This is a genomic window from Streptomyces sp. NPDC003943, from assembly GCF_053605265.1.
On record NZ_JBSGIW010000054.1, the window covers coordinates 12,625 to 38,066 of the forward strand.

Consider the following 25,442-nt stretch of genomic DNA (forward strand, 5'->3'; position numbering starts at 1 on the left):
TTTACCGGTCAAAGAACCCCTAGGGTCCGTGCCACCAACGGCGCCGCGTGACCCGCACGACTTCGAACACCCCTCCGACAGGGAGTACTCGTGACAACTCCGCGCAGCACATTCGCGGGCAGACTGACCGGCGCGCTCGCCGCCGCGGCGCTCGCCCTCACGGCCGGCGGCACACTCGCCACGCCGTCGTCCGCCACGGCCGCGTCCCCCGGCGCCGCGAACGCCGCGGCGAACACCGCCACGTACACCGTCACCGTGGGCGCCAAGGGCTCCTGGACCCACCCCGACGACACCCCCGCCGCCCCCTACGTCGACAAGGACGGCACCTTCTACTTCCAGCAGTCCCACGCCCTGTACGGCGCGAACGACTCACGCCAGTGGAACTTCTTCACCGGCGCCACCATCGACACCGCCGCCCGGTCCGGCGCGATCAGCGACGCGGTCGACCCGGCCAACTCGAACGACCGCAACAACGACACCACATGGCGCTGCAACAACAGCCCCACCGGCGTCGAGTCCACCCAGGCGCCCGCCGGCAGCGGCTACGCCCACCGCAACTACTGTGACCTCGCCGGAGTCTGGGTCGACCCGGACACCGGCGACTGGTACGGCCTCGTCCACAACGAGTTCACCCCGCAGCCCTTCGGCGACGGCGTCCACTACGACGGCATCGACTACGCCGTCTCCACCGACCAGGGCCGCACCTGGACCGTCAAGGACCACGTCATCACCTCGCCGTACAGCACCAGGCGCGGCGACACCACCGCCTTCCCGCAGCAGACGTACCACTACGGCACCGGCGACCCGCGGCTCTTCGTCGACACCGCCTCCGGCTACTTCTACGCCTTCTACGGCTCCCGGATCGTGAACAAGGGCGGCGGCTGGGCCGCGTTCTACGGCCATGTCGCCCGCTCCCCGATCTCCTCGAAGATGGCCCGCGGCTCCTGGCAGAAGTGGTACGGCGGCGCCTGGACCCAGCCCGGCGTCGGCGGCCGCGAGAGCACCATGGTGCCGGTCGGCGCGAACAGCACCACGGGGTACGTGCCGACGGCCAAGGAGTACGACCCCGCCAACGCCGGCACGGTCAGCCAGCAGGTCGCCGCCGGCCTGACGCCCCCGACGTCCCCGCTGTTCGTCATGGACATCACGTACAACGCGTACCTCGGGCTCTACATCGGCGAGCCGCAGGCCGTCGACCAGAGCGGCAACGCGCCGCAGGAGCTCTACGCCACCGACGACCTCACCACCCAGAAGTGGTTCAGGCTCGGCGACACCGGCAGCTACCGGACGGCCTCCTGGTACCGCTGGTTCCTCGACAGCGGCAACCGGACCGGGTCCGGGATCACCGGCCGGAACTTCCGCGCGTACTGCTCCTTCGGCTGCTCCGGCGGCTCCAGCAGCGAGTACGTCAACCTGAGCATCGACACCAGCGCGCCCGCCGCGCCCGTCGACACCACCAAGACCTACCGCATCGCCAACGCCGACGGCCGCGTCCTCGCCCAGGCCGCCACCGGCAGCCCGGCCACCACCTCGCTGCCCGCCGCCACCGGCTCGGCCCTCGAGTCCTGGACCTTCACCGCAAAGGGCGACGGCTCCTACCGCATCGCCAACGCCGTCAGCGGGCAGCTGCTCGGCGTCGACGCCTCCGGCACCGGCGGCCGCGCCTGGGGCGCGAAGCCGACGGTCGGCCCGGCGGGCGCGGGCGGCTCCACCGTGGGCCAGGAGTGGTTCGTCGTCCGGGGAGCGTCGCCGGTGGACAACGCCGCCACGGGCACGTACAAGCTCGTCAACCGCTACAGCGGCCTCGTCGTCGGCCTCTCCGCCGACACCGCACGCACCGCCGAGACCACGCCCGTGCGCAACTGGACCAACAGCACCGGCAACCCGGTGGGCGGCAGTCGTACGGCGGGGGAGCAGGCCCTCACGCTGACGGTGACCGGCACGGCCACCACCAACCTGAACGGCGTGCACACCCTCACCACCGGCGGCAAGGCGCTCGACGACCCGAACAGCAGCACGGCCGACGGCACCCAGCTCATCACCTGGAACGCGAACGCCGGCGCGAACCAGAAGTGGACCTTCACCCAGCAGCCCGACGGCACCTACGAGCTCAGGAACGGCGCCTCCGGACTGTGCGCCGACATCGACGGCGGCTCCACCACCGCCGGTGCCCGCGTCATCCAGTGGCCCTGCCACGGCGGCACCAACCAGCGCTGGACCGTCACCCGGCTGTCCTCCGGCGCCTACGCCCTCGCCTCGGTGAAGAGCGGCCTGCTCCTGACCACGGCGTCGACCGCGAACGGGGCCCTGGTCACCCAACAGCCGGACACGGGCAGCGCGTTGCAGCAGTGGACGCTCGGCTGACGGTCAGTTCTCCGGTTCGTCCGTCGTGCCGTCCGCGCAGTGCCCCATGATAGTTCAATAGTTGCGCAAGCTCTGAAATCGCAACGTGGGGTGGATGACATGACGGACCAGGAGAACGCGCTGCTCGTCGGCGGTCCCGCGAGCGGCCTGCGCGTGACGGTGAACGGCCGGCCGCGCATGCTGCTCGTGACCTATCCCTGCGCGGTCGACGAGACCGCCGTCGCCGCGGTACGGGTCGACGCCCTGCACGTCTACCGGCTCGACCCGGACCCGGCGGACGGACCGCCCCGCTACGGCTACGACCCCGCCAGCCCGTGAGGGGCCGCGCGGCGGCGCGCGACGAGCAGTGCCACGGTGTACGGCGCGAGGACGGCGGCGAGCAGCACGTAGGACGGCGACGGCAGCGGTGCCATGGCCAGCAGCGGCCCGAGCGGGGTCAGGGGCAGCACGAGTCCGACCGCCGCGAGGGCGGCCGCCGCGCGGCGGACCGGGCCGGGCGGGGCGCCGTCGCCGCGGGCGCCGCGCAGCAGCACCATGACCAGGGCCTGGGTGAGCAGGTTCTCCGTGAACCAGCCCGCGTGGAAGAGCTCCTGGGCCCGGTCCGACGCCCAGGTGCCGATGACGAGCACCGCGAAGGTGGCCACGTCCGCGACCGCGTTGAGCAGTCCGAAGCCCGTGATGAAACGCAGGAAGCCGCGGTGCCGCAGCCGGACCGGGCGCCGCAGCGCGGCCGGGGCGGGGCGGTCGTAGGCGAAGGCGAGCTGGGCGGCGTCGAAGCACAGGTTCTGCACCAGGACCTGGGCCGGCAGCATCGGCAGGAACGGCAGCAGCAGCGCCGCCGCGAGCATCGCGATGACGTTGCCGAGGTTCGACGACAGGGTGACGCGCAGGTACGTGGCGATGTTCGCGCCGCAGAACCGGCCCGCCGCGACCGCGTGGTCGACCGCCGCCAGGTCCTTCTCGGCGAGGACCACGTCCGCGGTCTCCCGTACGACGTCGACGGCGCCCCTCGGACAGATGCCGACGTCCGCCGCGTGCAGGGCGGGCACGTCGTTGGCGCCGTCGCCGAGGAACCCGGTCACCTGGCCCGCCGCGCGCAGGGCGCCGACGATCCGCGCCTTGTGCTCGGGGGCGCAGCGCGCGAAGACGGTCGTACGGCCGACGGCCTCGGCGAGCTCGGCGTCGTCGAGCCGGTCGATGTCCCCGGCGGTGAGCACCCGGCCCGGATCGAGGCCGAGTTCACGGCAGGTGTGGGCCGCGGTGCCCGGATGGTCGCCGGTCAGGATCCGCACCGCGACGCCCCGCTCGGCGAGACTGCCGAGCGCCGCGGCCGCGGTCGGGGCGAGGGCGTCGCGCAGCACGACGAACCCCAGGAAGGCGAGGCCCCGCTCGTCGGCCGGTGTGTACTCCCGGCGGCGGGCCGGACGGTCGGCGAGCGCCACCGCGAGCAGCCGGGCTCCCGTGTCCGCCTCGCGCGCGGCCACCGCGAGCAGGCGCTCGCGCTCGGCCCCGTCCAGGGCGCACCGGTCGAGCACCTGCTCCACGGCGCCCTTGACCACCAGGGTGTCCGTGCCGAGCCGGCCCGGCCGGCGGACGACGGCGGTCGCCAGGCGCCGTACCGGATCGAAGGGCAGCGCGGCCACGCCGTCGCAGTCGTCGAGCGGGTCGTCCGGCGGCACTTCACCGCCCGCGACGGCATCGGCGGCGTCGAGGACCGCCTCGTCGAGGGCGTCGGGAGCGGGCAGTTCGGCGAGCTGGAGCGTCCACCAGGCGTTGACGCCGGCCCAGCGCAGCACCTCGGGTGCGTCCCGGCCGTGCGCGTCCACCGCCCGCACGACGACCGGCCGGTCCTGGGTGAGGGTGCCGGTCTTGTCCAGGCAGAGCGTGTCGACGGCGCCGAGGTCGTGCAGCGCGGGCAGCCGCTTCACGATCACCTTGTGGCCGCGGGCGAGCCGGGCGGCGCCCCGGGCGAGCACGGTCGTCACCACGACCGGCAGCATCTCCGGCGTCAGCCCGACCGCCACCGCCACCGCGAAGGGCAGCGTCTCCAGGCCGCGTCCGTGCAGCGCGGCGCCGGCCATGAGCACGAGCGGCGGGGTGAGCAGCATGAAGCGGATCAGGGTCCAGGAGATGCCGTGCACCGCCTGCTCGAAGGCACTGTCCCGGCGCCGCCCGGCGGTTCGCTCCTGCCCGTGCCCGTGCCCGTGCGCGGAGGCGAAGCGGGTGCGGGCGCCGGTGGCGACGACCACGGCGGTCGCGCTGCCGTACGCCACGCTGCTGCCGAGGAAACACAGGTGCGGCCGGTCGAAGGGGCTCGGGCCGGCGCCGTCCGGCGCGTCGAGCGGATGCTTGGCGACGGGCGCCGACTCGCCGGTGAGCGCCGCCTCGTGGACGCGCAGGCCGCTCGCGCGCAGGAGCCGCACGTCGGCGGGCACCAGGTCGCCGGGGCCGAGCCGGACGACGTCGCCCGGCACCAGCTCCGTCGCCGGGACCTCCCGGGGCGGCGGCGCCGGCCCGTCGGGCGCCGGGCGGCGCAGCACGGTCGCGGTCGCGGCCACCGACTCGCGCAGCGCGGCCATGGCCCGGTCCGCCCGGTGCTCGCCGGTCGAGCGCAGCAGACAGCTGACCACGACCAGGGCGAGGATCACGCCGCCGGTGCCCCACGCGGCCACGGCCGTCGATATCAGGCCCAGGCAGAGCAGCACCGCGGTGAACGGGTCTCGCAGCGCGCGCAGGAAGCGCCGCGGCCGGGACAAGGGACGTAAGGCGGGCAGCACGTTCTCCCCGTGCCGGGCGAGCCGCCGCTCGGCCTCCTCGTCGGTCAGGCCGCGAGGTCCGCTGTCGAGCCGGCGCAGCAGCTGGAGCGCGGTGAGTGAGGTGAGCGCTTCGGGTGCCGGGGCCGGTGCGGTCGTCTCAGGCACCGGTGCCATGGCGCCGTACCGGTGTGCGGGCGCTGAGCTGGCCCACCATCACCCGTACCACCGCCACCACGTCGGGATCGTCCACGTAGTAGACCTGCCGCCGGCCCTCGCGCCGGGAGCCGACCAGGCCCGCCAGTTTCAGCTTGGTCAGGTGCTGGCTGACGGCCGGCAGCGCGCCGCCCACGCGTTCCGCCAGCCCCGTCACATCGCTCTCGCCCTGCGCCAGCGCCCACACGATGTGCAGCCGCGCGGGCGAGGAGAGCAGTCCGAAGGCGGCCGCGGCCGCCGCGAGCACCTCGGCCGGAGGATCGGCGGCTCCGTCCGCGGCTCCGTCCGCGAACCTGCCCGCGACTGCCGCCACCACTGCGCTCCTCTTCCGGCCCGGATCGAAGACCCAATTCTACGGGGGGACGTTCCGCCTACTGCTCGGCGAGGACGACCACCGCGTCCTGCGGGCCGAGGACCAGCGGGGCGGTCTTCGACGGGTTGAGGAAGATGCCGTACGTGGGCGGCTCCTCGCTGTGCCGGGCGAGGCGGTAGCCGATCGCCGTCTCGCCCTCGCGCCGCGCCGCCTCGACGACCGTGGCGAAGTTGGCCTCGGCCCCCGGCACGACGTAGTCGGACGCCGGCTTGAGGTAGATCTCGGAGCCCTCCGGGTTGAAGAGGTCGGCGAAGACGTCGTACAGGGCGCGGTTCTCGGTCAGTTGGGTGAGCAGCAGGCTGATCACCTTGGTGCTGACGATGAAGTCGTCGGCCTTGGTGACCTGGGCGACCTCGCGGTTGGCGTCGTCGTTCATCTCCGTGACGATCGAGTACGGGTCGCCCAGCGCGTCCTCGATGTCGCGCAGGTGGAGCAGGGTGACGAGCGTCCGGTCGTCGGCGGGGCCGGGCGCGACGGTGTCGTCGGAGAGGACGACGATGTGCCGGTAGCCGCCCAGATCGAGGGCTTCGAGCGAGGACCGGCGGGTCGGCTCGCAGTACTTGTAGCCCACCGTCAGGTTCGTCACCGGCTGGTCGAGCGCGGTCTCCGGCCGGCGCGGCGCCGCTATGTCGAGGGTGGAGCCGGGCTGCACGAAGCTGTCGAGCAGGGTGACGAGCTTGGCCGTGCGGGAGTTCTCGCCGATGAGCAGGGTGCGGTCGAGGGCGGGCGGCTGGGCGGGCGCCGAGGTGATCGCCTCCTCGACGACCCGGGGGCGGGTCCGGGCGGGCCGGATCAGCAGGTCGTCCTCCGCGATCACGAGGAGCTGGTCGCCGGCCTGGACGACGGTGTCCATGGCCGGGTTGACCAGCACCTCCCCGCCGCTCCGGCGCAGCCCGGCCGGCGCTCCGATCTCGAAGGCGTGCAGGGCCTCCCCGTACGTCCTGCCGACGAGGGCCGGTTCGGCGCGGAGGTAGAACTCGTTGCCGACGAAGCTCAGCAGCTCGTTGAAGACGCCGGACAGGCCGGTCTGCCGGTGGGCCTGGGCGATGAGGCGTACGGCGATGTCCTCGGCGTCGATGACGAGCGCGCCCTCGCCCGCGGCGAGCCGGGCCGCCGCGAGGTTCTCCGAGTCGTGCACGGCGGCCACGATGTGCGGGCGGGCGCCCCGCCACGCACGGCTGTGCAGGAGCAGCAGGATCTTGATGACCTCGACGTCCCGGTCGTGGCCCACGGACGGCAGCACCATGACCGACTTCGCGGTGTCCGGGCTGACCAGTTCGAGGTCGGTCCGCACGAGCGGATTGCCGGAGCGGCAGATGACCCGGGTGCTGCCGGTGTCCGGGATCCGCGCCCGGATCGCGTCCTCCATGGCAACCTTGTCGCGGTCGGCGAGGATCACCACGCACGAGCGCCGCTCGCTCTGGTTGGCCTCGACCAGCTCGGCGACCACGGTGAAGACCTGGTCCGACCAGCCGAGCACGATGGTGTGCCCGCGCTCGATCAACTGCGAGCGTCCCTTGCGCAATTGGTCGATCTTCTGGTTGAGGCCGGTGGTCAGCACACCGATGAGCGCGCTGACGATGAAGATGCCGCCGATCGTCACGGCCAGCATCAGTCCGAGGAAGACGGGGCCGCCGGTGTCGCCGCCCATGGTGCCGGCGTCGAGCGTGCGCAGCAGGCTCATCCACGCGACGCCGAGCCAGCCGCCGTTGTCCTCGGCGTCGGTGTCCGTGAACGCCACGACCAGCGTGGACACGAGCGTGATGAGCAGCAGCGAGGCCAGTGCCAGCCAGCTGATCAGCGCGGGTGTGCCGCGGTCCATCGTCCCGTCGAACCAGTACCGAAACCGGGTCCGCAGCCTGTCGCGCACCGCCGATCCTCCCCCGTGAGTGCCGTCATGGATCCCGGCGATCATTCTCCCACCGGGGTCGGACAGGGCATCGGGCCGGGCCGCGTGGCCCGGTTCCGGTCGCGCGGCCGGGGTGCCCGTTCCCACCAGCAGCGCCGCGCCGGAGTCACGAGTGCCATGCCGTACCGGCCACCGCTCTTGACAAATAGTCATGCCCCTGACAGCAGTTGGCTCTGCACGCACGGAGTCGAACTCATCCGCACCACACCCACAGGGGGGGGCGATCAGCGCATGACCAGGCCTGAGAGCACGGGACACGACTACGACGTCGTCATCAGCGGAGCGAGTCTCGCCGGCAGTGCCGCGGCGATCCTGCTCGCGCGCCGCGGTGTCCGCGTCGCACTGCTCGAACGCCGCTCGGACCCCGAGGCGTACAAGGTGCTGTGCACCCACTCCATCACGGCCAACGCCTACCCGGTTCTCGACGAACTCGGCCTCGTGCCGGCGCTCGAGAAGGCGGGCGCGGTCCGCAACGAGGCGCGCTGGTGGACGCGTTGGGGGTGGATCGAGCCGCACGCCGCGAAGGCGGGACCCGAGCTGCCCTACGCGTACAACGTCCGGCGCAGCACCCTCGATCCGCTGATCAGGTCCCTGGCGGCGCGGACACCCGGCGTCGAGCTGCTCCTCGGCCACCGGGTGACCGGTCTGGTCCGGGAGGGCGGACGCGCCGTGGGCCTGCGGGCGGCGGGCCCGGAGGGCGAGCGCGAGATCCGGGCCCGGCTGGTGGTCGGCGCCGACGGCAAGGACTCGGCCGTGGCGAAGTTCGCCGAGGTGCCGACGCGGACGCACGAGAACGCGCGGTTCGGCTATCTCGCGCACTTCCGGGATCTCCCGCTGCCCGGCGGTGTCGGCCAGACCTGGTTCCTCGAACCCGACATGGCGTACGCCTTCCCGAACGACGACGGGGTGACGGTCCTCGCCGTGCTCCCGGACAAGAAGCGGCTGCCGGCCTTCCGGGAGGACCTGGAGGGCAGCTTCCGCGAGTTCGTCCGCGCCCTGCCCGATGCGCCGCCCATCGACTCCGCCGAGCGCGTCTCGAAGATCATCGGCGCGGTCGACTACCCGCTCGTCACCCGCCGGCCGACCGCGCCCGGCCTCGCACTGATCGGCGACGCGGCCCTGACCGGCGATCCCCTGTGGGGAGTGGGCTGCGGTTGGGCGCTGCAGTCCGCGCAGTGGCTGGCGCAGGCGGTCGCCGCGGCCGCGACCGGCCGCGGCGACCTCGACCGGTCCCTCGCCGCGTACGCCCGCACCCACCGGCGCCGGCTGCGCGGCCACCAGTCCGTGGCCGTCGAATTCGCCGCGAAGGCCCGCCCGTTCAACCCGGGCGAGCGGCTGATGTTCTCGGCGGCGGCACGCGACGAGGCGATGGCGCGGCACATGTACCTGTTCGCGTCCCGCCTGATCGGTCCGATGCGTTTCCTGAACCCGGTCGCGCTGGCCAGGGCCGTGGCCGTCAACACGAGGCATCGCGGGGCGGCCGCGTCACCGGCGCGGCCGTGAACCTCCTCGACCGCCTCGCGAGGTCCCGGTGCCGCGGTCCGCTCCCGCATGCGGCGAACGTCGAAGATCCCGCGTCAGGCGTGGACCACCGCGCAGTAGACGATTCCGGCCCTGACCGGCGGGACCTCTCCCGTGGCCACCGCCACGATCGTCGTACGTGCTGTCCCGCCGCGCCCCGGGCATCCGCGCCGCCGCGCCGCGCCGGGCGTGTGGGCTTACGCGTCACGCCCAGGCGGTGCGGAGCCTCTCGCGGTGTGCGGCCAGCCAGGTCGCGAAGTTCTGGAGGGCCGGGTTGAGGTCGCGTACGGCGGTGAGGTCCCGGGCCGCCGTGAAACGGTGCTCGCAGTCGGCGTAGTACTGGAACATGTTTCCCGTCTCGTCGGCGCCGGGGAATCCCCGCGCCCGCCATTCGTCGGGGGTGAGCGGCCGGTAGCTCACGGGTTCGCCGACCGACTCGGTGAGCGCCGCGGCCATGTCCGCCACCTTGAGGTGCTCGCCGGCGATGCTGACGGTGGCGGCTATGAGGTCGGTACCGCGCTTGAGGACGGCGAGGGCGGTCCGGCCGATGTCCTCGACCGCGATGCCGGAGAGCCGCCGGTCGCCCATCGGATAGGCGAGCCGGAGCACGCCGTCCTCGCCGCGCTCCGGGGCGAAGGAGCCGAACAGGTTCTCCCAGTAGAAGGTCGTACGCAGGAACGTCGTCGGCACGCCCTCCTCGGTGAAGTAGTGGTCCGCCTCCGCCTTGCCGTCGAAGTGGGGCACCTTGTAGTGGTCCTGGAGGGTCGGCATCCGCTCGTCGTCGAGGGGAACGCACTCTCGGGTGTCCTCAAGCGTGGACCAGATCGCGTGCTGCACCCTCGCGTGCGAGGCGGCCCGGGCCACGGCCCGCGCCTGGGTCTTCTCGCGTTCGGCGGACATGTGCTCCCAGAAGTTCGTCACCACGAACGCGCCGTACGCGTGCTCGAAGGCCGGCGCCAGACCGGCCTCCTCGTCCATGTCCGCCTGGACGACCTCCACGCCCAGCCGCTTCAGCTCCTGCGCCGGGTCGGAGTCCGGGTGCCGTGTGACGGCACGGACCGCGAAGTCCCCGTCCCGATCGGCCAGGACCGCCCTGACGAGACCACCGCCCTGACGCCCGGTGGCACCGATCACCGTGATGATCCTCTTGTCGGTCATGATTCGCTCGCCTCGCACGTCGGCGCGCAGCCGGTCCCGCTGGTTCCGCGGCCTTTCCAGTGCGCCTTCCCCGCTTGTGCACGGGCATGCGCCAGGGTAGGCAGAAGGCCTTTCTGGACAGCTTGCGGCCGTATGCCCGGCAGCGACTCTCGCGGCCTCCCCGGCCGGAAACACGATGCGTTGCGGCGAAGTGCACACGCGCCGGCACGGCCGCTCCCCGGATGATTCCGCCTGATACGTGGCGAGACGCCGCCCGCGCCGTGCGTGACCGCTCCCTAAAGCCAGTCCCGCCGCTTGAAGATCACGTACAGACCGGTGCAGACGATCCCCATCAGACCGATCGCGAACGGGTAGCCGCCCGTCCAGTGCAGCTCCGGCATGTTGTCGAAGTTCATTCCGTAGATCGTGCCCACCAGAGTGGGGGCGAAGAGGATGGCCGCCCAGGCCGAGATCTTCTTGATCTCCTCGTTCTGTTCGAACCCCGCCTCCGCCAACGCCCGCATCTCGGCGTTCTGTTGCTGGGTGACCAGGGTGGCGTTGACCGTGAGGATCTCCGTCAGGGCCTGGCGGAAGCCGTCGACGCGTTCGCTGGTGTGCGTGACGTGGTCGGCGACGTCGCGGAGGTAGCGCTGGAGTTCCTCGTCGGTGCCGTATTTGGCGAAGCCGGCCATGAGGCCGTGGAGCATGCCGACCAGGGGGCGGGTGGCGCGCTGGAACTCGACCATTTCGCGGGAGAGTTCGTAGATGCGGCGGGAGACCGCGGGGTCGCCGCCGAAGACCTCGGTCTCGATCTCGTCGATGTCGTTCTGGACGCCGGCGACGACCGGGGCGTAGCCGTCGACGACCGCGTCGAGGATGGCGTAGAGGACGGCCTCGGGGCCGAGGGCGAGGAGTTCGGGGGTCTGTTCCATGCGGCGGCGGACGGCGGAGAGGTCCGGGGCGGCGCCGTGGCGGACGGTGATGAGGAAGTCGGGGCCGACGAAGACGTGCAGTTCGCCGAAGTCCACCTCCTCCGGGGCGTCGAGGTAGCGGGCGGCGCGCAGGACGACGAAGAGGGTGTCGCCGTAGCGTTCGAGCTTGGGGCGCTGGTGGGCCTCCATCGCGTCCTCGACGGCGAGCTCATGGAGGTCGAACTCGGCGGCCAGGGAATGCAGTTCGGCGGCCGTCGGGCGGTGCAGCCCGATCCAGGCCATGCCGTCGGGGTGCTCGCGCAGCTGGCGGAAGGTCTCCGCGAGGGTGGTGGGCGAGGAGACTCGACGGCCGTCGCGGTACAGGGTCGCCTGGACCACGCTCGGCCGGTCGGGTCCCGGATCCGTGGGCGGCTCCGCGGCGTGGTGCCGGGCCGTGCTCGGGCGGCGGTCGGTCATCGCTCGGCCTCCTGGAAAGTCAGGGGAAGTCCCGGGTTCGCAGGATATACGGGTGGAAATCGGGCCATCGCGGCGACATTCCTGCCGTGGAACCGTCCGCCCAAGCGGACAGGAACTGACCTCGATCGGCGCTAGCGTGCCGTTCATGGCCCTCAAGACGACGCCTCCGCTCCTCTCCACCCGCGCCCTCAACCGCGCCACCCTCGACCGCCAGCTCCTGCTGCGCCCCGCCCCGCTCGGCGCCGAGGAGGCCGTCCACCACCTCGTCGGCCTCCAGGCGCAGAACACCAAGCCCCCGTACTACGCGCTCGCCGCCCGCCTCGACGGCTTCCGGCCCGAGGACCTTTCCGCGCTGATGGAGTCCCGCCGGGTCGCCCGGATCGTCTCGCTCCGCTCCACCGTGCACACCCACACCGCCGCCGACGCCGTCCCCCTCCGCCGGCTCGTCCAGGACGGAGCCGTCGACCGCGAGCTGAGGATGTTCCGCAAGGGGCTCACCGGTGTCGACCTCGACCGGCTCACCGAGCTGACCGCCGCCTACGTCGACGAGCGGCCCCGTACCCCCAGGGAACTGCGCGAGCACCTCCTGGCGGAGTGGCCCGACGCCGACCCGCAGGCCCTCGGCATCGCCGCCCGCTGCCTGCTGCCCATGGTCCAGGTCACGCCCCGCGGGCTCTGGGGGAGGAGCGGGCAGGTGGCGCTCACGAGCGCCGCCCGCTGGTGCAACGAAGGTGAGGAGCCCGGCGCGGCCGACCTCGACCACACCGTCCTCCGCTATCTCCGCGCCTTCGGGCCCGCCTCCGTCAAGGACATGCAGACCTGGTGCGGTCTCACCCGCCTCCGCCCCGCCTTCGAGCGGCTGCGGCCCGGTCTCCTCGTCTTCCGGGACGAGCACGGCAGCGAGCTCTTCGACCTCCCCGACGCCCCGCGCCCCGACGCCGCCACCCCCGCGCCGCCCCGCTTCCTGCCCGAGTACGACAACCTCCTGCTCTCCCACGCCGACCGCACCCGCGTCGTGCCCGCCGACCACCGTCACCGCACCTGGACCGGCAACCAGGCCCACCGCGTCTTCCTCCTCGACGGCTTCCTCGCCGGGATCTGGCACCTGGAGGAGGGCGGGGAACGGACCGTCATGACCGTCGAGGCCTTCGCCCGGCCCACCAGGGCCCAGCGCGCGGCGCTCAACGCCGAGGCCGAGCGGACCCTGCGCCTGCTCGCGCCCGCGGACATCCCGTACGAGATCCGGTACGCGGCCGCTTGACCGGACGCGGTAGGCGTCGGGCGGCCCGGCCCGGCCCGGTTCGGCCCCGGCCCGGCCCGGGAGAGGCGGGTTGGCAGCCCCATTCAGCCCCCGGGAGGGCTTCACCTCGGCGAACGATGGACACGGGCGCCCGCGGTCCTCGACGATGAGCGGATGCCAAGCACTCTTGTCGCCTTTCTCGGTGCGTGCACCCTGATAGCCGCCTCGCCCGGCCCCAGCACCATGCTGATCATCCGGCAGTCCCTCCACAGCAGGCGAGCCGGTTTCTTCACCGTGCTGGGAAACGAGACCGGCGTGTTCGTCTGGGGCGTGGTCGCCGCTTTCGGGCTGACCGCGCTGCTGGCGGCCTCGCGTCTCGCGTACGACGTCATGCGGATCGGCGGGGCGGTGATGCTGATCGTCATGGGCGTCAAGACGCTGCTGGACGCCCGGCGCGGAGCCGCGTCGGACAGCGGCGAACGGACGGTTTCGGTGCGCTCGCCCTGGCTCTCCTACCGCTCGGGTCTGCTGCTGAACCTTGCCAACCCCAAGGCCGCGGTCTTCGCGATGTCCTTTCTCCCGCAGTTCGTTCCCGCGGGGGCTCCTCACCTGCTCACCATGCTCGTCCTCGCGGCTGTCTGGGCCGTGTTCGAGGTCGGCTACTACGGCCTCTACGTGTGGTTCGTCGGCCGGATGAAAAAGATCATCTCCCGCGCCAGGGTCCGACGGCGCCTCGAACAGATCTCCGGCAGTGTGCTTCTTCTCCTCGGCGTCCGGATGGCCATCGAGGGCTGAGAAGGCGGAGACGGCGGAGAAGGCTGATCAGCGCGCGGTGCGGACCTTTGACTCCCGACCCGCTGGGCCGAGATCAGAGCGCGCCGGGGCGCCGCCGCGCCGCCCCGGCCTACGGCAGCGCCCTTGCCCGCCGCGCCGCCACCACCGCCTCCAGGCGCGTGTGCGCCCCCAGTTTGCGCATCGCCGAGCGCAGATAGCCCTTCACCGTCTCCGGGCGCAGCCCGAGCCGCTCGGCCACCACCGCGTTCGTCGCCCCCGACGCCACCGCCGACAGGACGTCCGTCTCGCGCGGGGTGAGCAGCACCCCCGAGGACGGGGACGGCCGGTCGCCGGCGCCGGAGGCGTTCTCCAGACGCCCGCACACCGCCCACAGCCGCTCCCGCAGCTCCGGGTCGGTGACCTTCGGCGCGAGCTCGCGCAGCTCCCCGTACGCCTGCCGCATCTCCTCGCGCTCGGCCATCAGCCGCCGCACCTCGTCCCGTACGGCGAGTGCCTGCTCCACGTCCCGCGCCGCCGCGACCGCCGCGTCGAAGACGCGCTCGCCGATGGGCAGGGCGTCGCGCAGCGCCCCGTACAGGACACCCCGTACCTTGCGGCGTACGACGACGGGCACCGCGATCACGGAGCGCAGCCCCTCCGCGGAGACCGGGCCGTCGTACTCGTGCGTGATGTGCCGGGCCGAGGCGTAGTCGGTGACCGCGCACGGCCGGGACAGGGCCAGGCACTTCCCGCCGAGACCGGAACCGGTCGAGATGGCCAGGCCGCGCAGGGCCGGCGTCACGGCGCCGTTCAGCTCCGCGATCCGCATGGAGCCGTCGTGGAGCAGCCCGCCGAACGCCACCTGGAGCCCCGTGGCCCGGCGCAGCCGCAGCAGGGCGTCACGCAGCTCCGCCGAGTCGGCGTGCTCCGAGACGTGCTCAGGGGCCTGCTCCGGCACGTTGTTCTCCTTCGTCGCGGCCTTCACCCCCGAACGGGGGTAGTGAGACCTGGGTCACTGATTACACGATGTCCGAGGCCGGTCCCGCAACGATCGGTTTCGCCACGAGGAGGACGTATGACGACGACGAGCGCGACGGAGGCGACGGAGAGGTTCCGGGCCGCCCGCGACTTCCTGCTCCAGCACCGGGAGGACTACGAGACGGCGTACGCCGGTTTCGCCTGGCCCCGCCCCGACCGGTTCAACTGGGCGCTCGAATGGTTCGACGTCATCGCCGAGGGCAACGACCGCACCGCGCTGCACATCGTCGAGGAGGACGGGCAGGAGACGAAGCTGAGCTTCGCCGAGATGTCCGCCCGGTCCAACCGGGTCGCGAACTGGCTGCGCGCCCAGGGCGTGCGGGCCGGCGACCGGATGATCGTCATGCTCGGCAACCAGGTCGAGCTGTGGGAGACCATGCTCGCCGCGATGAAGCTGCGCGCCGTCGTCATCCCCGCCACCCCGCTGCTCGGCCCCGCCGACCTGCGTGACCGCGTGGACCGCGGCCGGGCCCGGCACGTGCTGGTGCGGGCCGAGGACACCGCCAAGTTCGACGACGTGCCAGGCGACTACACCCGGATCGCGGTCGGGGGCGAGAGCGGCGCGGCCGTCGGCGCCGGCACGGGCGCCGGCGCTGACAGCGGCACCGGAAACGGCTGGCTCGGCTACGAGCACGCGTACGCCGAGTCCCCCGCCTTCGAGCCCGACGGCGTCACCTCGGCCGACGACACCCTGATGCTCTACTTCACCTCCGGCACCACCGCCCGCCCCAAGCTCGTCGAGCACACCCACACCTCGTACCCGGTCGGCCACCTCGCCACCATGTTCTGGATCGGCCTCAAGCCCGGCGACGTCCACCTCAACATCTCCTCGCCCGGCTGGGCCAAGCACGCCTGGTCCAACCTCTTCGCCCCGTGGAACGCCGAGGCGACCGTCTTCATCCACAACTACAGCCGCTTCGACCCGGCCCGCCTGATGGCCGAGATGGACCGGCACGGCGTCACCAGCTTCTGCGCCCCGCCCACCGTCTGGCGCATGCTGATCCAGGCCGACCTGGGCCAGCTCGCCACCCCGCCGCGCGAGGTCGTCGCGGCCGGCGAGCCGCTCAACCCCGAGGTCATCGAGAGCGTCCGGCGCGCCTGGGGCGTCACCATCCGCGACGGCTTCGGCCAGACCGAGACCGCCGTGCAGGTCTCCAACAGCCCCGGCCAGCGGCTCAAGGAGGGTTCGATGGGCCGGCCCAGCCCCGGCTTCCGGGTCACCCTCGTCGATCCCGTCAGCGGCACGCCCGACGTCGCGGAGGGCGAGATCTGCCTGGACCTCGCCGCGAACCCGGTGGGCCTGATGACCGGCTACCACGGCGACCCGGAGCGCACGGCCGAGGCCATGGCCGGCGGCTACTACCGCACCGGCGACATCGGCGCGCGCGACGAGGACGGCTACATCACCTACATCGGCCGCGCTGACGACGTCTTCAAGGCCAGTGACTACAAGATCTCGCCCTTCGAGCTGGAGAGCGCCCTCCTCGAACACGAGGCCGTCGCCGAGGCCGCCGTCGTCCCCGCCCCCGACCCGCTGCGGCTCGCCGTCCCCAAGGCGTACGTGGTCCTCGCGGCCGGCTGGGAGCCGGGCCCCGACACCGCCAAGGCGCTCTTCGCGCACTCGCGCGAGGTCCTCGCCCCGTACAAGCGGATCCGCCGCATCGAGTTCGCCGACCTGCCGAAGACGGTCTCCGGCAAGATCCGCCGCGTCGAGCTGCGCAAGCTCACGGCGGACGGACAGACCGGCACCGAGTACGTGGAAGGGGACCTGGCATGACGACCGAGACCGGGTACGCGGAAAGGGGACCTCGCATGACGAGCGGGACCGCGGGCCTGTCGGAACTCTCGTACGCGCACGGGGTGTCCGACACGCCCCTCCTCGGCGACACCATCGGCGCCAACCTCGACCGCGCCGTCGCCGCCTGGCCCGAGCGCGAGGCCCTGGTCGACGTCCCGACCGGGCGGCGCTGGACGTACGCGCAGTTCGGCGCCGACGTCGACCGGCTGGCCGACGCGCTGCTCGGCAGCGGGGTGCGCAAGGGCGACCGGGTCGGCATCTGGGCGGTCAACTGCGCCGAGTGGGTGCTCGTCCAGTACGCGACCGCCCGCATCGGCGCCGTCATGGTCAACATCAACCCGGCCTACCGCGCCCACGAGCTGGAGTACGTGCTCCGGCAGGCCGGCATCACGCTGCTCTTCGCGTCGCTCACCCACAAGACCAGCGACTACCGGTCGATGGTCGAGCAAGTGCGCGGCAGCTGCCCGGAGTTGCGGGAGGCCGTCTACTTCGGTGACCCCAGCTGGGACGAACTCCTCGGCCGCACCGCGCCGGAGGGCGTGGTGCCGGCCGGGCTCTCCTGCGACGAGCCGGTCAACATCCAGTACACCTCGGGCACCACCGGCTTCCCCAAGGGCGCCACCCTCTCCCACCACAACATCCTCAACAACGGCTATTTCGTGGGCGAGATGATCGCCTACACGGAGCAGGACCGGATTTGCATCCCGGTGCCCTTCTACCACTGCTTCGGCATGGTGATGGGCAACCTCGCCGCCACCTCGCACGGCGCCTGCATGGTGATCCCGGCCGCGTCCTTCGACCCGGCCGCCACGCTGCGCGCGGTGCAGGAGGAGCGCTGCACCTCGCTCTACGGGGTACCGACGATGTTCATCGCCGAGCTCAACCTGCCCGACTTCGCCTCGTACGACCTCTCCACGCTCCGCACCGGCATCATGGCGGGCTCGCCGTGCCCGGTGGAGGTGATGAAGCGGGTGGTCGCCGAGATGAACATGGCCGAGGTGTCCATCTGTTACGGCATGACGGAGACCTCCCCGGTCTCCACCCAGACGCGCCGGGACGACGACCTGGAGCGGCGCACGGGCACCGTCGGCCGCGTCATGCCGCACGTCGAGGTGAAGATCACCGACCCGGCGACCGGTCTCACCGTCCCGCGCGGCACGGCCGGCGAGCTGTGCACCCGCGGCTACAGCGTGATGCTCGGCTACTGGGACGAGCCCGCGAAGACGGCGGAGGCGATCGACGCCGGCCGCTGGATGCACACCGGCGACCTGGCCGTGATGCGCGAGGACGGCTACGTCCAGATCGTCGGCCGCATCAAGGACATGATCATCCGCGGTGGTGAGAACGTGTACCCGCGCGAGATCGAGGAGTTCCTCTACGGCTACGCCAAGATCGCCGACGTGCAGGTCGTCGGCGTCCCCGACGAGCGGTACGGCGAGGAGATCCTGGCCTGCGTGATCCCCCGCGACCCGGCCGACCCGCCGACCCTGGAGGAGATCACGGCCTTCTGCCGGGACCGCCTCGCGCACTACAAGATCCCGCGCCGGGTGGAGATCCTGGCCGAGTTCCCGATGACGGTCAGCGGGAAGGTACGGAAGGTGGAGCTCCGGGAACGGTACGGGGCGGCCGAGCGCTAACGGCTGACGCCGTCACCTCGCGGCGCATGCAGACCCGGGGCCAGGCGGCCAGACCGTGGGCCGCCTCGGCCAGGCTGATCTCGCGCAGACCCTCGGTGAGCGCGGGATCGCCCTCGTCGAGGCGGCGGAAGCCGAGCCGGGTGTAGTACGGGGCGTTCCACGGGACGTCGGCGAAGGTCGTCAGGGTCAGCGCGGTCAGGCCCTGCTCCCGGGCGGCGGCCGCGAGATGCTCGATGAGCGCCCGGCCGACGCCCCGCCGGGCCGCGTCGGGGTGCACCGAGACCTGCTCGATGTGCGCGGCGCCGTCCACGGTGTCCGTCAGCAGATACGCGACGGGCCGCCCGCCCGCCCCCCCGCCGCCGTCCCCGTCCCCGTCCGTCTCGTCCACCGCCACCCATGCCCGGCCCGCGCTGCGGTAGCCCTCCAGGACGTCCAGCGGCAGGGGTTCGTCGTCGGCGATCTCCCCCATGCCGAGAGGGCGGAACGCCTCGCCCGCGGCGCGTTCGATGTCCTGGAGCAGGGGGAGTTCGGCCGCTTCGGCCACTCGGATGCGCATACGCCAGTATGGCGCGGCGGGGGTGGGCCGGTCCCGGGAGACGGTGTAAAGGGCCGGGCAGGCCGCCCGGCCGGGGACGCGTGACGAGCTCGCTCGCCCCTCAGTCCGGCATGCCGCCCGGGCAGGTCGGGCCGTTGTCCGGGTTCCAGCCGCGGCCCGTCGCGTAGCCGTCGTCCCGGTTGCGGTGGCGGCGTAGCAGGCCGCCGTCGCGGGAGAAGTGGGGCAGGAAGAGGGTGAGGGCCGGGTCGCCGTAGAGGGCCACGTACAGGAGCACGTCCTTCGCGTCCGTGACCTCGCGGCGGTGCGCGGGCAGTGGGTGCCGGGAGCGGAGGTTCGCCAGGAGGCGACGTGCCGCGCGGGTGGTCGGCGGGACGCAGAGGAGGGCCGCGGCGGCCAGCACCGGTACGGCGCCCAGCGCCGGCGCGAGCAGGGAGGGCAGCGCGTCGCCTGTCCTCGGCGCCGTCGCGAAGAGGCCGATGCCGACCGTGACCGGCACGCAGACCAGCAGCACCCGGGCCGCCCGGAGCCGCCCCGGCGGGCGCAGCAGACCGCTCCTGCCGAGTTCCTCACTCAGCGCGTCGAGTGCCTGCCGGGCCTTCGGCCGGCCGGCCAGGACCCGCAGCGCGAGGGCCCGCTGCAGCGAGCGGTGGACGCCGAGCTGGAGCGGGTCGCGGGTGCGGCCGGCCCCGCCGTTGGCGCGAATCGTGCCCCGGCGGCCCGCCGCCACCGCCCCGCGCTGGTGCAGCGCGACGAGCGCGACGATCACGGCGGCGCGCGGCCCGCCGCGCAGCAGCGCGAGCGCCTCCGGAGCCAGCTCCGGGCGCTCCTGGCTGCGGGTACGCAACAGCAGGCCCGCCAGGACCAGTTGGACCACCGCCACCCCAAGGAACCACCACATCCCCGTTGTCATGGTGTTCACCCCCCGAGGATGTTGTGCCCGGGGTTGGGGCGGTCGTCACGTACGGATGGCCGAAATACTCACGGAGTCATGGGGATTGCGTGGATCACGGGGCTCCGGCCGCGAGGAGTTCACCGGCCGGGCGGTTGACCGGCTGCGGCGTGCCCGTCAGGTCGAGCACGAAGAGCGGGACGCCGAGGCCCTCGGCGCGATCATGGGCCTCGGGCGTATAGCCGGCCAGTGAGAAGTAGACGCTCACCGCCGCGTTGCTGAGCCCGTTGAGCCACAGGCACTCCACCGCCCGCAGCCCGGTCGGCCGGGTGCTCGGATCGACCTGGGCGACGAGCCCGGGTCCACGCAGGTCGACGGCCGACGCCGACCGCTCCTCCGGCTGGACGACGTCCCGGAAGCCCAGCCAGCGCAGATAGCCGGCCGACGCGGCGACCGCGTCCCGCGTGGTCCGGATCGTGACCGGCCGGAACGCCGTGCGCGGCGAGCCGCCGGCGCCGGCCTCGGTGCGCCCCGGGTGCGGGGGCAGTGGTGGCAGCGGCGAGGGATGGCGGCGCGCGAAGGAGGAGGGGGAGCCGGAGGACGGGGAGGAGGGGGAGCCGGGGGAGTTCTGCGCGGGCGCGTCCGCCGGGTCCGCGGCCGGTCCCGCGACCGGTCCCGTCAAGGGCTCCGCGACGGCTTCGGTCCCGTCCGCCCCGCCGCCCAGCCCGATACCCGCCCCGCCGTCCGCCCCGCGGTCCGGCCCGGCCCCCGGCCCGCCGCCCGGCTCCCGTACCGCCCGCGCTCCGTCCCGTACGCCCTCCGCCGCGCCTCGTGCCGCCCCGTCCCGCCCAGCCATGCCCCGCCCGGCCGCGTCCCGTACCGCCACCCGCAGCACCGCCCCGCACGGGCAGCCGACCTCCGGGTGGGGCCAGTCCGAGGTGCGGGCGCAGGCGGTGCAGCGGACCGTGACCCACTCGTCCGACCAGTTGCGGTGCGTGATCGGCTCGGCGGCGGCGCCCGGGATCACCGGCGGCGCGACCGGGGTGCCGCAGGCACAGGGGAAGGCGGGCGCCGCGTAATGGAGCGTGCGGAGGCATTCCGGACAGCGCACCTGAACCGACTCACCCACTGCGAACCCCCTCTGCGTCGTGCGTCCCCATAGTCCACCAATCCGGACCCTCAAGGGAGGCACTTCGGCCATCACGAGCCGCCGTGGCATGCCTCTGGCATGCCACCGGCGTGGACGTCTCTTGACGCCTCTCCACACACCCACCTACATTGCTTCCGTATAGCAGAACAGTACTTCCGCATTATGGAAACAAGCCGTAAAGGCCCCGGAGAGGGAGCACTCCCATGCCTCGTATGACCGCCGCCGCAGCGGCCGTTGAGATCCTCAAGCGCGAAGGCGTCACCAACGCGTTCGGCGTGCCCGGCGCGGCGATCAACCCCTTCTACCGCGAGCTCAAGAACGTCGGCGGCATCAGCCACACGCTGGCCCGCCACGTCGAGGGCGCCTCCCACATGGCCGAGGGCTACACCCGTGCCAAGGCCGGCAACATCGGCGTCTGCATCGGTACGTCCGGCCCCGCCGGCACCGACATGATCACCGGCCTGTACTCGGCCATCGCCGACTCGATCCCGATCCTCTGCATCACCGGCCAGGCGCCGACCTCGAAGCTCCACAAGGAGGACTTCCAGGCCGTCGACATCGCCACCATCGCCAAGCCGGTGACCAAGGCCGCGACGACCGTCCTGGAGGCCGCGCAGGTCCCCGGCGTCTTCCAGCAGGCCTTCCACCTGATGCGCTCCGGCCGTCCCGGCCCGGTCCTCATCGACCTGCCGATCGACGTCCAGCTGACCGAGATCGACTTCGACCCGGAGACGTACGAGCCGCTGCCGGTCTACAAGCCGTCCGCGACGCGCGCCCAGGCCGAGAAGGCGCTGAACTTCCTCCTGGAGTCCGAGCGTCCGCTGATCGTCGCCGGTGGCGGCATCATCAACGCCGACGCCTCCGACCTGCTGGTCGAGTTCGCCGAGCTGATCAACGTTCCGGTCATCTCCACCCTCATGGGCTGGGGCACCATCCCGGACGACCACGAGCTGGCGGCCGGCATGGTCGGCGTCCAGACCGCGCACCGCTACGGCAACGCGACCTTCCTCGAGTCGGACTTCGTCCTCGGCATCGGCAACCGCTGGGCCAACCGCCACACCGGTTACAACATGGAGGCCTACACCAAGGGCCGCAAGTTCGTCCACGTCGACATCGAGCCGACCCAGATCGGCAAGATCTTCGCGCCGGACTACGGCATCGCCTCCGACGCCAAGGTCGCCCTGGAGCTCTTCGTCGAGATCGCCAAGGAGTGGAAGGCCGCCGGCAAGCTGCCGGACTTCTCCGCCTGGGCCGCCTCCGCGCAGGAGCGCAAGGCCACCCTGCAGCGCCGTACGCACTTCGACAACATCCCCATGAAGCCGCAGCGCGTCTACGAGGAGATGAACAAGGCGTTCGGCCCGGAGACGCGCTACGTCACCACCATCGGTCTCTCCCAGATCGCGGCCGCGCAGTTCCTGCACGTCTACAAGCCGCGTCACTGGATCAACTGCGGCCAGGCCGGCCCGCTCGGCTGGACGATCCCGGCCGCGATCGGTGCCGCCACCGCCGACCCGGAGACCCCGGTCGTCGCCCTCTCCGGCGACTACGACTTCCAGTTCATGATCGAGGAGCTGGCGGTCGCCGCCCAGCACAAGGTCCCCTACGTCCACGTCCTCGTGAACAACGCCTACCTGGGTCTGATCCGGCAGGCGCAGGGCGGCCTCGGCATCAACTTCGAGGTCAACCTCGAGTTCGAGAACATCAACACCCCGGAGATCGGCGTCTACGGCGTCGACCACGTCAAGGTCGCCGAGGGTCTCGGCGTCAAGGCGATCCGCGTCGAGGATCCGAGCAAGCTCGGCGAGGCCCTGGAGCAGGCCAAGAAGATGGCCGTCGAGTTCCAGGTCCCGGTCGTCGTCGAGGCGATCCTGGAGCGCATCACCAACATCGCGATGAGCAAGACGGTCGACATGAGCGACGTCACCGAGTTCGAGGACCTGGCCACCGAGCCGGGCCACGCGCCCACCGCGATCAAGGCCCTCAAGGTCTGACCAGGCCCTGATGACCGGAACAGGTCCTGAAGGTCAGGTCTGACCAGGTCCTCAAGGTCTGACGAAGCCCGGTAGGTCCGGCCGGCACCTGATGGTCCGGCCGGGCTGCCCGTGACAAGGTCCTCGCCCCGTTGAGCACCGGGGCGGGGGCCTCACTGCGTCCGCGCCCGTACGAGGACGGCGCCCGCCTCCGTCCAGTCGTAGAGCACCGAGCGCCCCGCCCGCCGCCGCCGGACCAGGCCCGCGTCGAGCAGCACCTTCAGATGCCGGCCCACGGACCCGAGCCCCTGCCCGGTCAGCGCCACCAACTGGCTGGTCGACAACGGGGATTCGAGCCGTACGAGGATCCCGGCGCGGGCCCGGCCGAGCAGCGTCCCGAGCGCCTCGGGCACGGCCGGGCCGCCGCCGTCCGCGAGGGCGCCCGCGCACGCGTACACCACCGCGGACCGGTCCGAGCCCTCCCACGAGACCCAGCCCTTCATCGGCGTCACCGGCACGAAGAGCAGCCGGCCGCCCTCCACCGAACGCGGCGGATAGTCACGGGCGTTGACCTGGAGCCGGCCGTCACCCAGCCAGCGCATCTTCCCCGGGCACAGCTCGTCGAGCGCCGCCGCCCAGCCGTCCCGGCCGAGCCGCGCGGTCCGCGCCGTGATGTCGGCCTCCAGGACCCGGCGCCGACGCGCCCAGTCCGGCAGCACCGTCTGCCGCCACACCCACTCCAGGACCGTCGCGAGCCGGTGCGGCAGGTCCGGCACCGAGCGCAGCGGCTCCGGTACGGGGCCGCCGACCGCGACCTCCAACTGCGGTACGGCGTCGCCGGGTTCGGTCTCCCGGACCGCCACGACCTCCTCCTCGAAGGACCGCTCGCCCTCGCCCAGCGGCGTCGGCGTCAGGAAGTCCGCGCTCCAGGTGGGCCCGATCGCCGCCCGGACGAGCAGCGCGTCCAGCGGCTCGGCGGCGAGCCGGCCGCGGTACGCGGGCAGGTGCGCGGCCAGCCAGGCGCGCTCGCCCGGGTGGGCGCCGGACCCCTCGTGCAGGGTCTTCAGGGCCGCGACCGTCTCGGCGAGCGGCGAGACGACGAACCGGCTGCCGGCGAGCGAGTCCGTACCGATCCGCCACCAACCCACGGCCTGCCTCCCCGTTCCATATTGTTTCGCCCTGGCGCGAAACAATATCGGGGCGGCGCGGACCTGCCCGAGACTCCAGCGCATGCCCCGCAACAGCCCCCGCTACCGGGACGTCTTCCGCACGCCCGAGTTCACTCCGCTCTTCCTCGTGAGCTCTGCCCAGGTCGCCGCCCAGACCCTCTCCGGCCTCGGCCTCGCCACGCTCGTCTTCCGCGCCACCGGCTCACCGCTGCTCTCCGCCCTCGCCATGTTCGGCCCGGCCCTCGCCCAGCTCGTCGGCGCCACCACGCTGCTCTCCGCCGCCGACAGGCTGCCGCCGCGCGCCGCGCTCACCGCCCTCGCGCTCGTCTTCGCGGCCGGCGTCGCCGCCCAGGCGATCCCGGGTCTCCCGGTCGCCGCGGCCTTCGCGATCCTCCTCGTCCAGGGCCTCGTCGGCTCCGTCGGCGGCGGCGTCCGCTACGGCCTTCTCACCGAGATCCTGCCGCGCGAGCGCTACCTCATCGGCCGCTCCGTGATGAACATGGCCGTCGGCGTCTGCCAGATCGCCGGCTTCGCAACCGGCGGTCTGCTGCTCGCGCTGCTCTCGCCGCGCGGCACCCTGCTCGCCGGCGCCGCGCTCCACGTCCTCGGGGCGATCGCCGCCCGCGCCGGCCTGTCCCGTCGCGCCCCGCGCGCCACCGGCCGGGCCTCCGCCGCCGCGACCTGGCGGACCAACGCCCGGCTGTGGGCCTCGCGCCCGCGCCGTCACACGTATCTGGCGCTCTGGGTGCCCAACGGGCTCGTGGTCGGCTGCGAGTCGCTCTTCGTCCCGTACGCCCCCGAGCGCGCCGGCCTGCTCTTCGCCTGCGCCGCTGTCGGGATGCTGGCCGGGGACGCGGTGGTGGGGCGGTTCGTGCCGGCCGCGTGGCGGGGCCGGCTCGCCGCACCCCTCCAGGCCCTGCTCGCGGCCCCGTACCTGCTCTTCGCGCTCCGCCCCGGACCGGCCCTCGCCCTGGCCGCCGTCACGGTTTCCGCCGTCGGCTACAGCGCGAGCCTGCTCTACCAGGAACGCCTCACCGCCCTCGTCCCCGACGAGCTGAGCGGCCACGCGCTCGGCCTGCACGCCTCGGGCATGCTCGCGCTCCAGGGCCTCAGCGCCGCCCTCGCGGGCGCGCTCGCCCAGCTCACCTCGCCCGCCACGGCCATGACCCTGCTCGCGGCCGGCTCGCTCGCCGTCAGCCTGGCGCTCGTCCTCACCGAGCGGCCGCCGGGCGCACCGCGGCGGGACACCCGACCGGCCGACCCCGCTTGCCCGGCCGCCCACGGCGGCCGACGCTGAGGCGAGGACCCCCTCCCATCAGATCGGCGAAGGGCAGGACGTGCTCATGGTGGACAGCTCGCGGACGGCGGCCGAAGACCGCCCGGAACCGGCAGCGGAACGAGCCATGACCCCGGACGCCCCCGTGGACCCGGACACCGCTGTGGGCCCGACCGAGCCCGGCGAGCCCGGGCGTCCGGCGGAGGAGACCTGGCAGACGCCCGGCCACACGAACGTCGAGACCGCGCTCGAAGTGACCGGGTACTCCCAGGCCACCCGCTGAC

Annotated in this window: 20 protein-coding genes; 10 read left to right on the forward strand and 10 right to left on the reverse strand. The window is 72.8% G+C overall.

Translation table 11 applies throughout. The annotated features are described in order from the left end of the window. The first annotated feature begins 90 nt into the window (after positions 1-90). Positions 91-2,364 carry an RICIN domain-containing protein gene (locus ACWEV0_RS21930; RefSeq protein WP_453151055.1) on the forward strand — a complete coding sequence of 758 codons (2,274 nt, stop codon included), beginning with the start codon at positions 91-93 and terminating at the stop codon, positions 2,362-2,364. A 99-nt stretch (positions 2,365-2,463) separates the two neighbouring features. Next, positions 2,464-2,682 carry a hypothetical protein gene (locus tag ACWEV0_RS21935; RefSeq protein ID WP_453151056.1) on the forward strand — a complete coding sequence of 73 codons (219 nt, stop codon included), beginning with the start codon at positions 2,464-2,466 and terminating at the stop codon, positions 2,680-2,682. Here the strand turns inward: ACWEV0_RS21935 and mgtA are convergent. Genes mgtA through ACWEV0_RS21950 form a run of 3 tightly spaced genes read right to left on the reverse strand, consistent with a single transcriptional unit; the run spans position 2,661 to position 7,576 of the window. Beyond that, on the reverse strand, positions 2,661-5,294 hold the full coding sequence (mgtA, locus tag ACWEV0_RS21940) for a magnesium-translocating P-type ATPase (protein WP_453151057.1): 2,634 nt from the start codon (positions 5,292-5,294) through the stop codon (positions 2,661-2,663). The two genes, ACWEV0_RS21935 and mgtA, sit on opposite strands and share 22 nt — an antisense overlap. Beyond that, positions 5,278-5,646: an ArsR/SmtB family transcription factor gene (locus ACWEV0_RS21945; protein WP_453151058.1), complete on the reverse strand. Its 369-nt coding sequence runs from the start codon at positions 5,644-5,646 to the stop codon at positions 5,278-5,280. The genes mgtA and ACWEV0_RS21945 overlap by 17 nt, the downstream gene beginning before the upstream one ends. 58 nt (positions 5,647-5,704) lie before the next feature. Then, the gene (locus ACWEV0_RS21950) at positions 5,705-7,576 is read right to left on the reverse strand and encodes a CASTOR/POLLUX-related putative ion channel (RefSeq protein ID WP_453151060.1); all 1,872 of its coding nucleotides are present in this window, start codon (positions 7,574-7,576) and stop codon (positions 5,705-5,707) included. Between the two features lie 270 nt (positions 7,577-7,846). Between ACWEV0_RS21950 and ACWEV0_RS21955 the strand changes: the two genes are divergently transcribed. Next, positions 7,847-9,118, forward strand: a complete 1,272-nt coding sequence (locus ACWEV0_RS21955) for an NAD(P)/FAD-dependent oxidoreductase (protein ID WP_453151061.1) — start codon at positions 7,847-7,849, stop codon at positions 9,116-9,118. A 222-nt stretch (positions 9,119-9,340) separates the two neighbouring features. Here the strand turns inward: ACWEV0_RS21955 and ACWEV0_RS21960 are convergent, their stop codons facing one another. Then, the gene (locus tag ACWEV0_RS21960) at positions 9,341-10,294 is read right to left on the reverse strand and encodes an NmrA/HSCARG family protein (protein WP_453151062.1); all 954 of its coding nucleotides are present in this window, start codon (positions 10,292-10,294) and stop codon (positions 9,341-9,343) included. A 275-nt stretch (positions 10,295-10,569) separates the two neighbouring features. Further along, positions 10,570-11,661, reverse strand: coding sequence for a magnesium and cobalt transport protein CorA (locus tag ACWEV0_RS21965; protein ID WP_453151063.1), 1,092 nt, complete (start codon positions 11,659-11,661; stop codon positions 10,570-10,572). 145 nt (positions 11,662-11,806) lie between these two features. Here ACWEV0_RS21965 and ACWEV0_RS21970 point away from each other — a divergent pair, with 145 nt between their 5' ends. Both ACWEV0_RS21970 and ACWEV0_RS21975 read left to right on the forward strand, forming a co-directional pair. Then, positions 11,807-12,922, forward strand: a complete 1,116-nt coding sequence (locus tag ACWEV0_RS21970; protein WP_453151064.1) for a winged helix DNA-binding domain-containing protein — start codon at positions 11,807-11,809, stop codon at positions 12,920-12,922. Positions 12,923-13,075: 153 nt separating this feature from the next. Continuing rightward, positions 13,076-13,696: a LysE family translocator gene (locus ACWEV0_RS21975; protein ID WP_453151065.1), complete on the forward strand. Its 621-nt coding sequence runs from the start codon at positions 13,076-13,078 to the stop codon at positions 13,694-13,696. 109 nt (positions 13,697-13,805) lie between these two features. On the opposite strand, the gene ACWEV0_RS21980 is transcribed toward ACWEV0_RS21975, so the two are convergent. After that, positions 13,806-14,633, reverse strand: coding sequence for a response regulator transcription factor (locus tag ACWEV0_RS21980; protein WP_453151066.1), 828 nt, complete (start codon positions 14,631-14,633; stop codon positions 13,806-13,808). Between the two features lie 117 nt (positions 14,634-14,750). On the opposite strand from ACWEV0_RS21980, the gene ACWEV0_RS21985 reads away from it, so the two are divergent. Both ACWEV0_RS21985 and ACWEV0_RS21990 read left to right on the forward strand, forming a co-directional pair. Continuing rightward, positions 14,751-16,490: an AMP-binding protein gene (locus ACWEV0_RS21985; RefSeq protein WP_453151067.1), complete on the forward strand. Its 1,740-nt coding sequence runs from the start codon at positions 14,751-14,753 to the stop codon at positions 16,488-16,490. A gap of 35 nt (positions 16,491-16,525) precedes the next feature. Continuing rightward, on the forward strand, positions 16,526-18,148 hold the full coding sequence (locus ACWEV0_RS21990) for an AMP-binding protein (RefSeq protein WP_453151068.1): 1,623 nt from the start codon (positions 16,526-16,528) through the stop codon (positions 18,146-18,148). On the opposite strand, the gene ACWEV0_RS21995 is transcribed toward ACWEV0_RS21990, so the two are convergent. The 3 genes from ACWEV0_RS21995 to ACWEV0_RS22005 all read right to left on the reverse strand — a co-directional run bounded on the left by ACWEV0_RS21995 (position 18,090) and on the right by ACWEV0_RS22005 (position 20,722). Continuing rightward, positions 18,090-18,704 carry a GNAT family N-acetyltransferase gene (locus tag ACWEV0_RS21995; RefSeq protein ID WP_453151069.1) on the reverse strand — a complete coding sequence of 205 codons (615 nt, stop codon included), beginning with the start codon at positions 18,702-18,704 and terminating at the stop codon, positions 18,090-18,092. The two genes, ACWEV0_RS21990 and ACWEV0_RS21995, sit on opposite strands and share 59 nt — an antisense overlap. A gap of 100 nt (positions 18,705-18,804) precedes the next feature. Further along, a complete protein-coding gene (locus tag ACWEV0_RS22000) occupies positions 18,805-19,614 on the reverse strand; it encodes a TIGR04222 domain-containing membrane protein (protein WP_453151092.1) in 810 nt (269 codons plus the stop codon). A gap of 94 nt (positions 19,615-19,708) precedes the next feature. Continuing rightward, positions 19,709-20,722: a hypothetical protein gene (locus ACWEV0_RS22005; RefSeq protein WP_453151070.1), complete on the reverse strand. Its 1,014-nt coding sequence runs from the start codon at positions 20,720-20,722 to the stop codon at positions 19,709-19,711. A 224-nt stretch (positions 20,723-20,946) separates the two neighbouring features. Between ACWEV0_RS22005 and gcl the strand changes: the two genes are divergently transcribed. Continuing rightward, complete coding sequence (gene gcl / locus ACWEV0_RS22010; protein ID WP_453151071.1) at positions 20,947-22,734, forward strand: glyoxylate carboligase; 1,788 nt, start codon at positions 20,947-20,949, stop codon at positions 22,732-22,734. Positions 22,735-22,886: 152 nt separating this feature from the next. Here gcl and ACWEV0_RS22015 read toward each other — a convergent pair whose 3' ends face one another. Beyond that, complete coding sequence (locus tag ACWEV0_RS22015; RefSeq protein ID WP_453151072.1) at positions 22,887-23,861, reverse strand: ArsR family transcriptional regulator; 975 nt, start codon at positions 23,859-23,861, stop codon at positions 22,887-22,889. 82 nt (positions 23,862-23,943) lie between these two features. Here ACWEV0_RS22015 and ACWEV0_RS22020 point away from each other — a divergent pair, with 82 nt between their 5' ends. After that, a complete protein-coding gene (locus tag ACWEV0_RS22020) occupies positions 23,944-25,179 on the forward strand; it encodes an MFS transporter (protein ID WP_453151073.1) in 1,236 nt (411 codons plus the stop codon). 106 nt (positions 25,180-25,285) lie between these two features. Then, entirely contained in the window at positions 25,286-25,441 is a 156-nt protein-coding gene (locus tag ACWEV0_RS22025; protein ID WP_453151074.1) for a hypothetical protein, read from the forward strand. The last annotated feature ends 1 nt before the right edge of the window (position 25,442 follow it).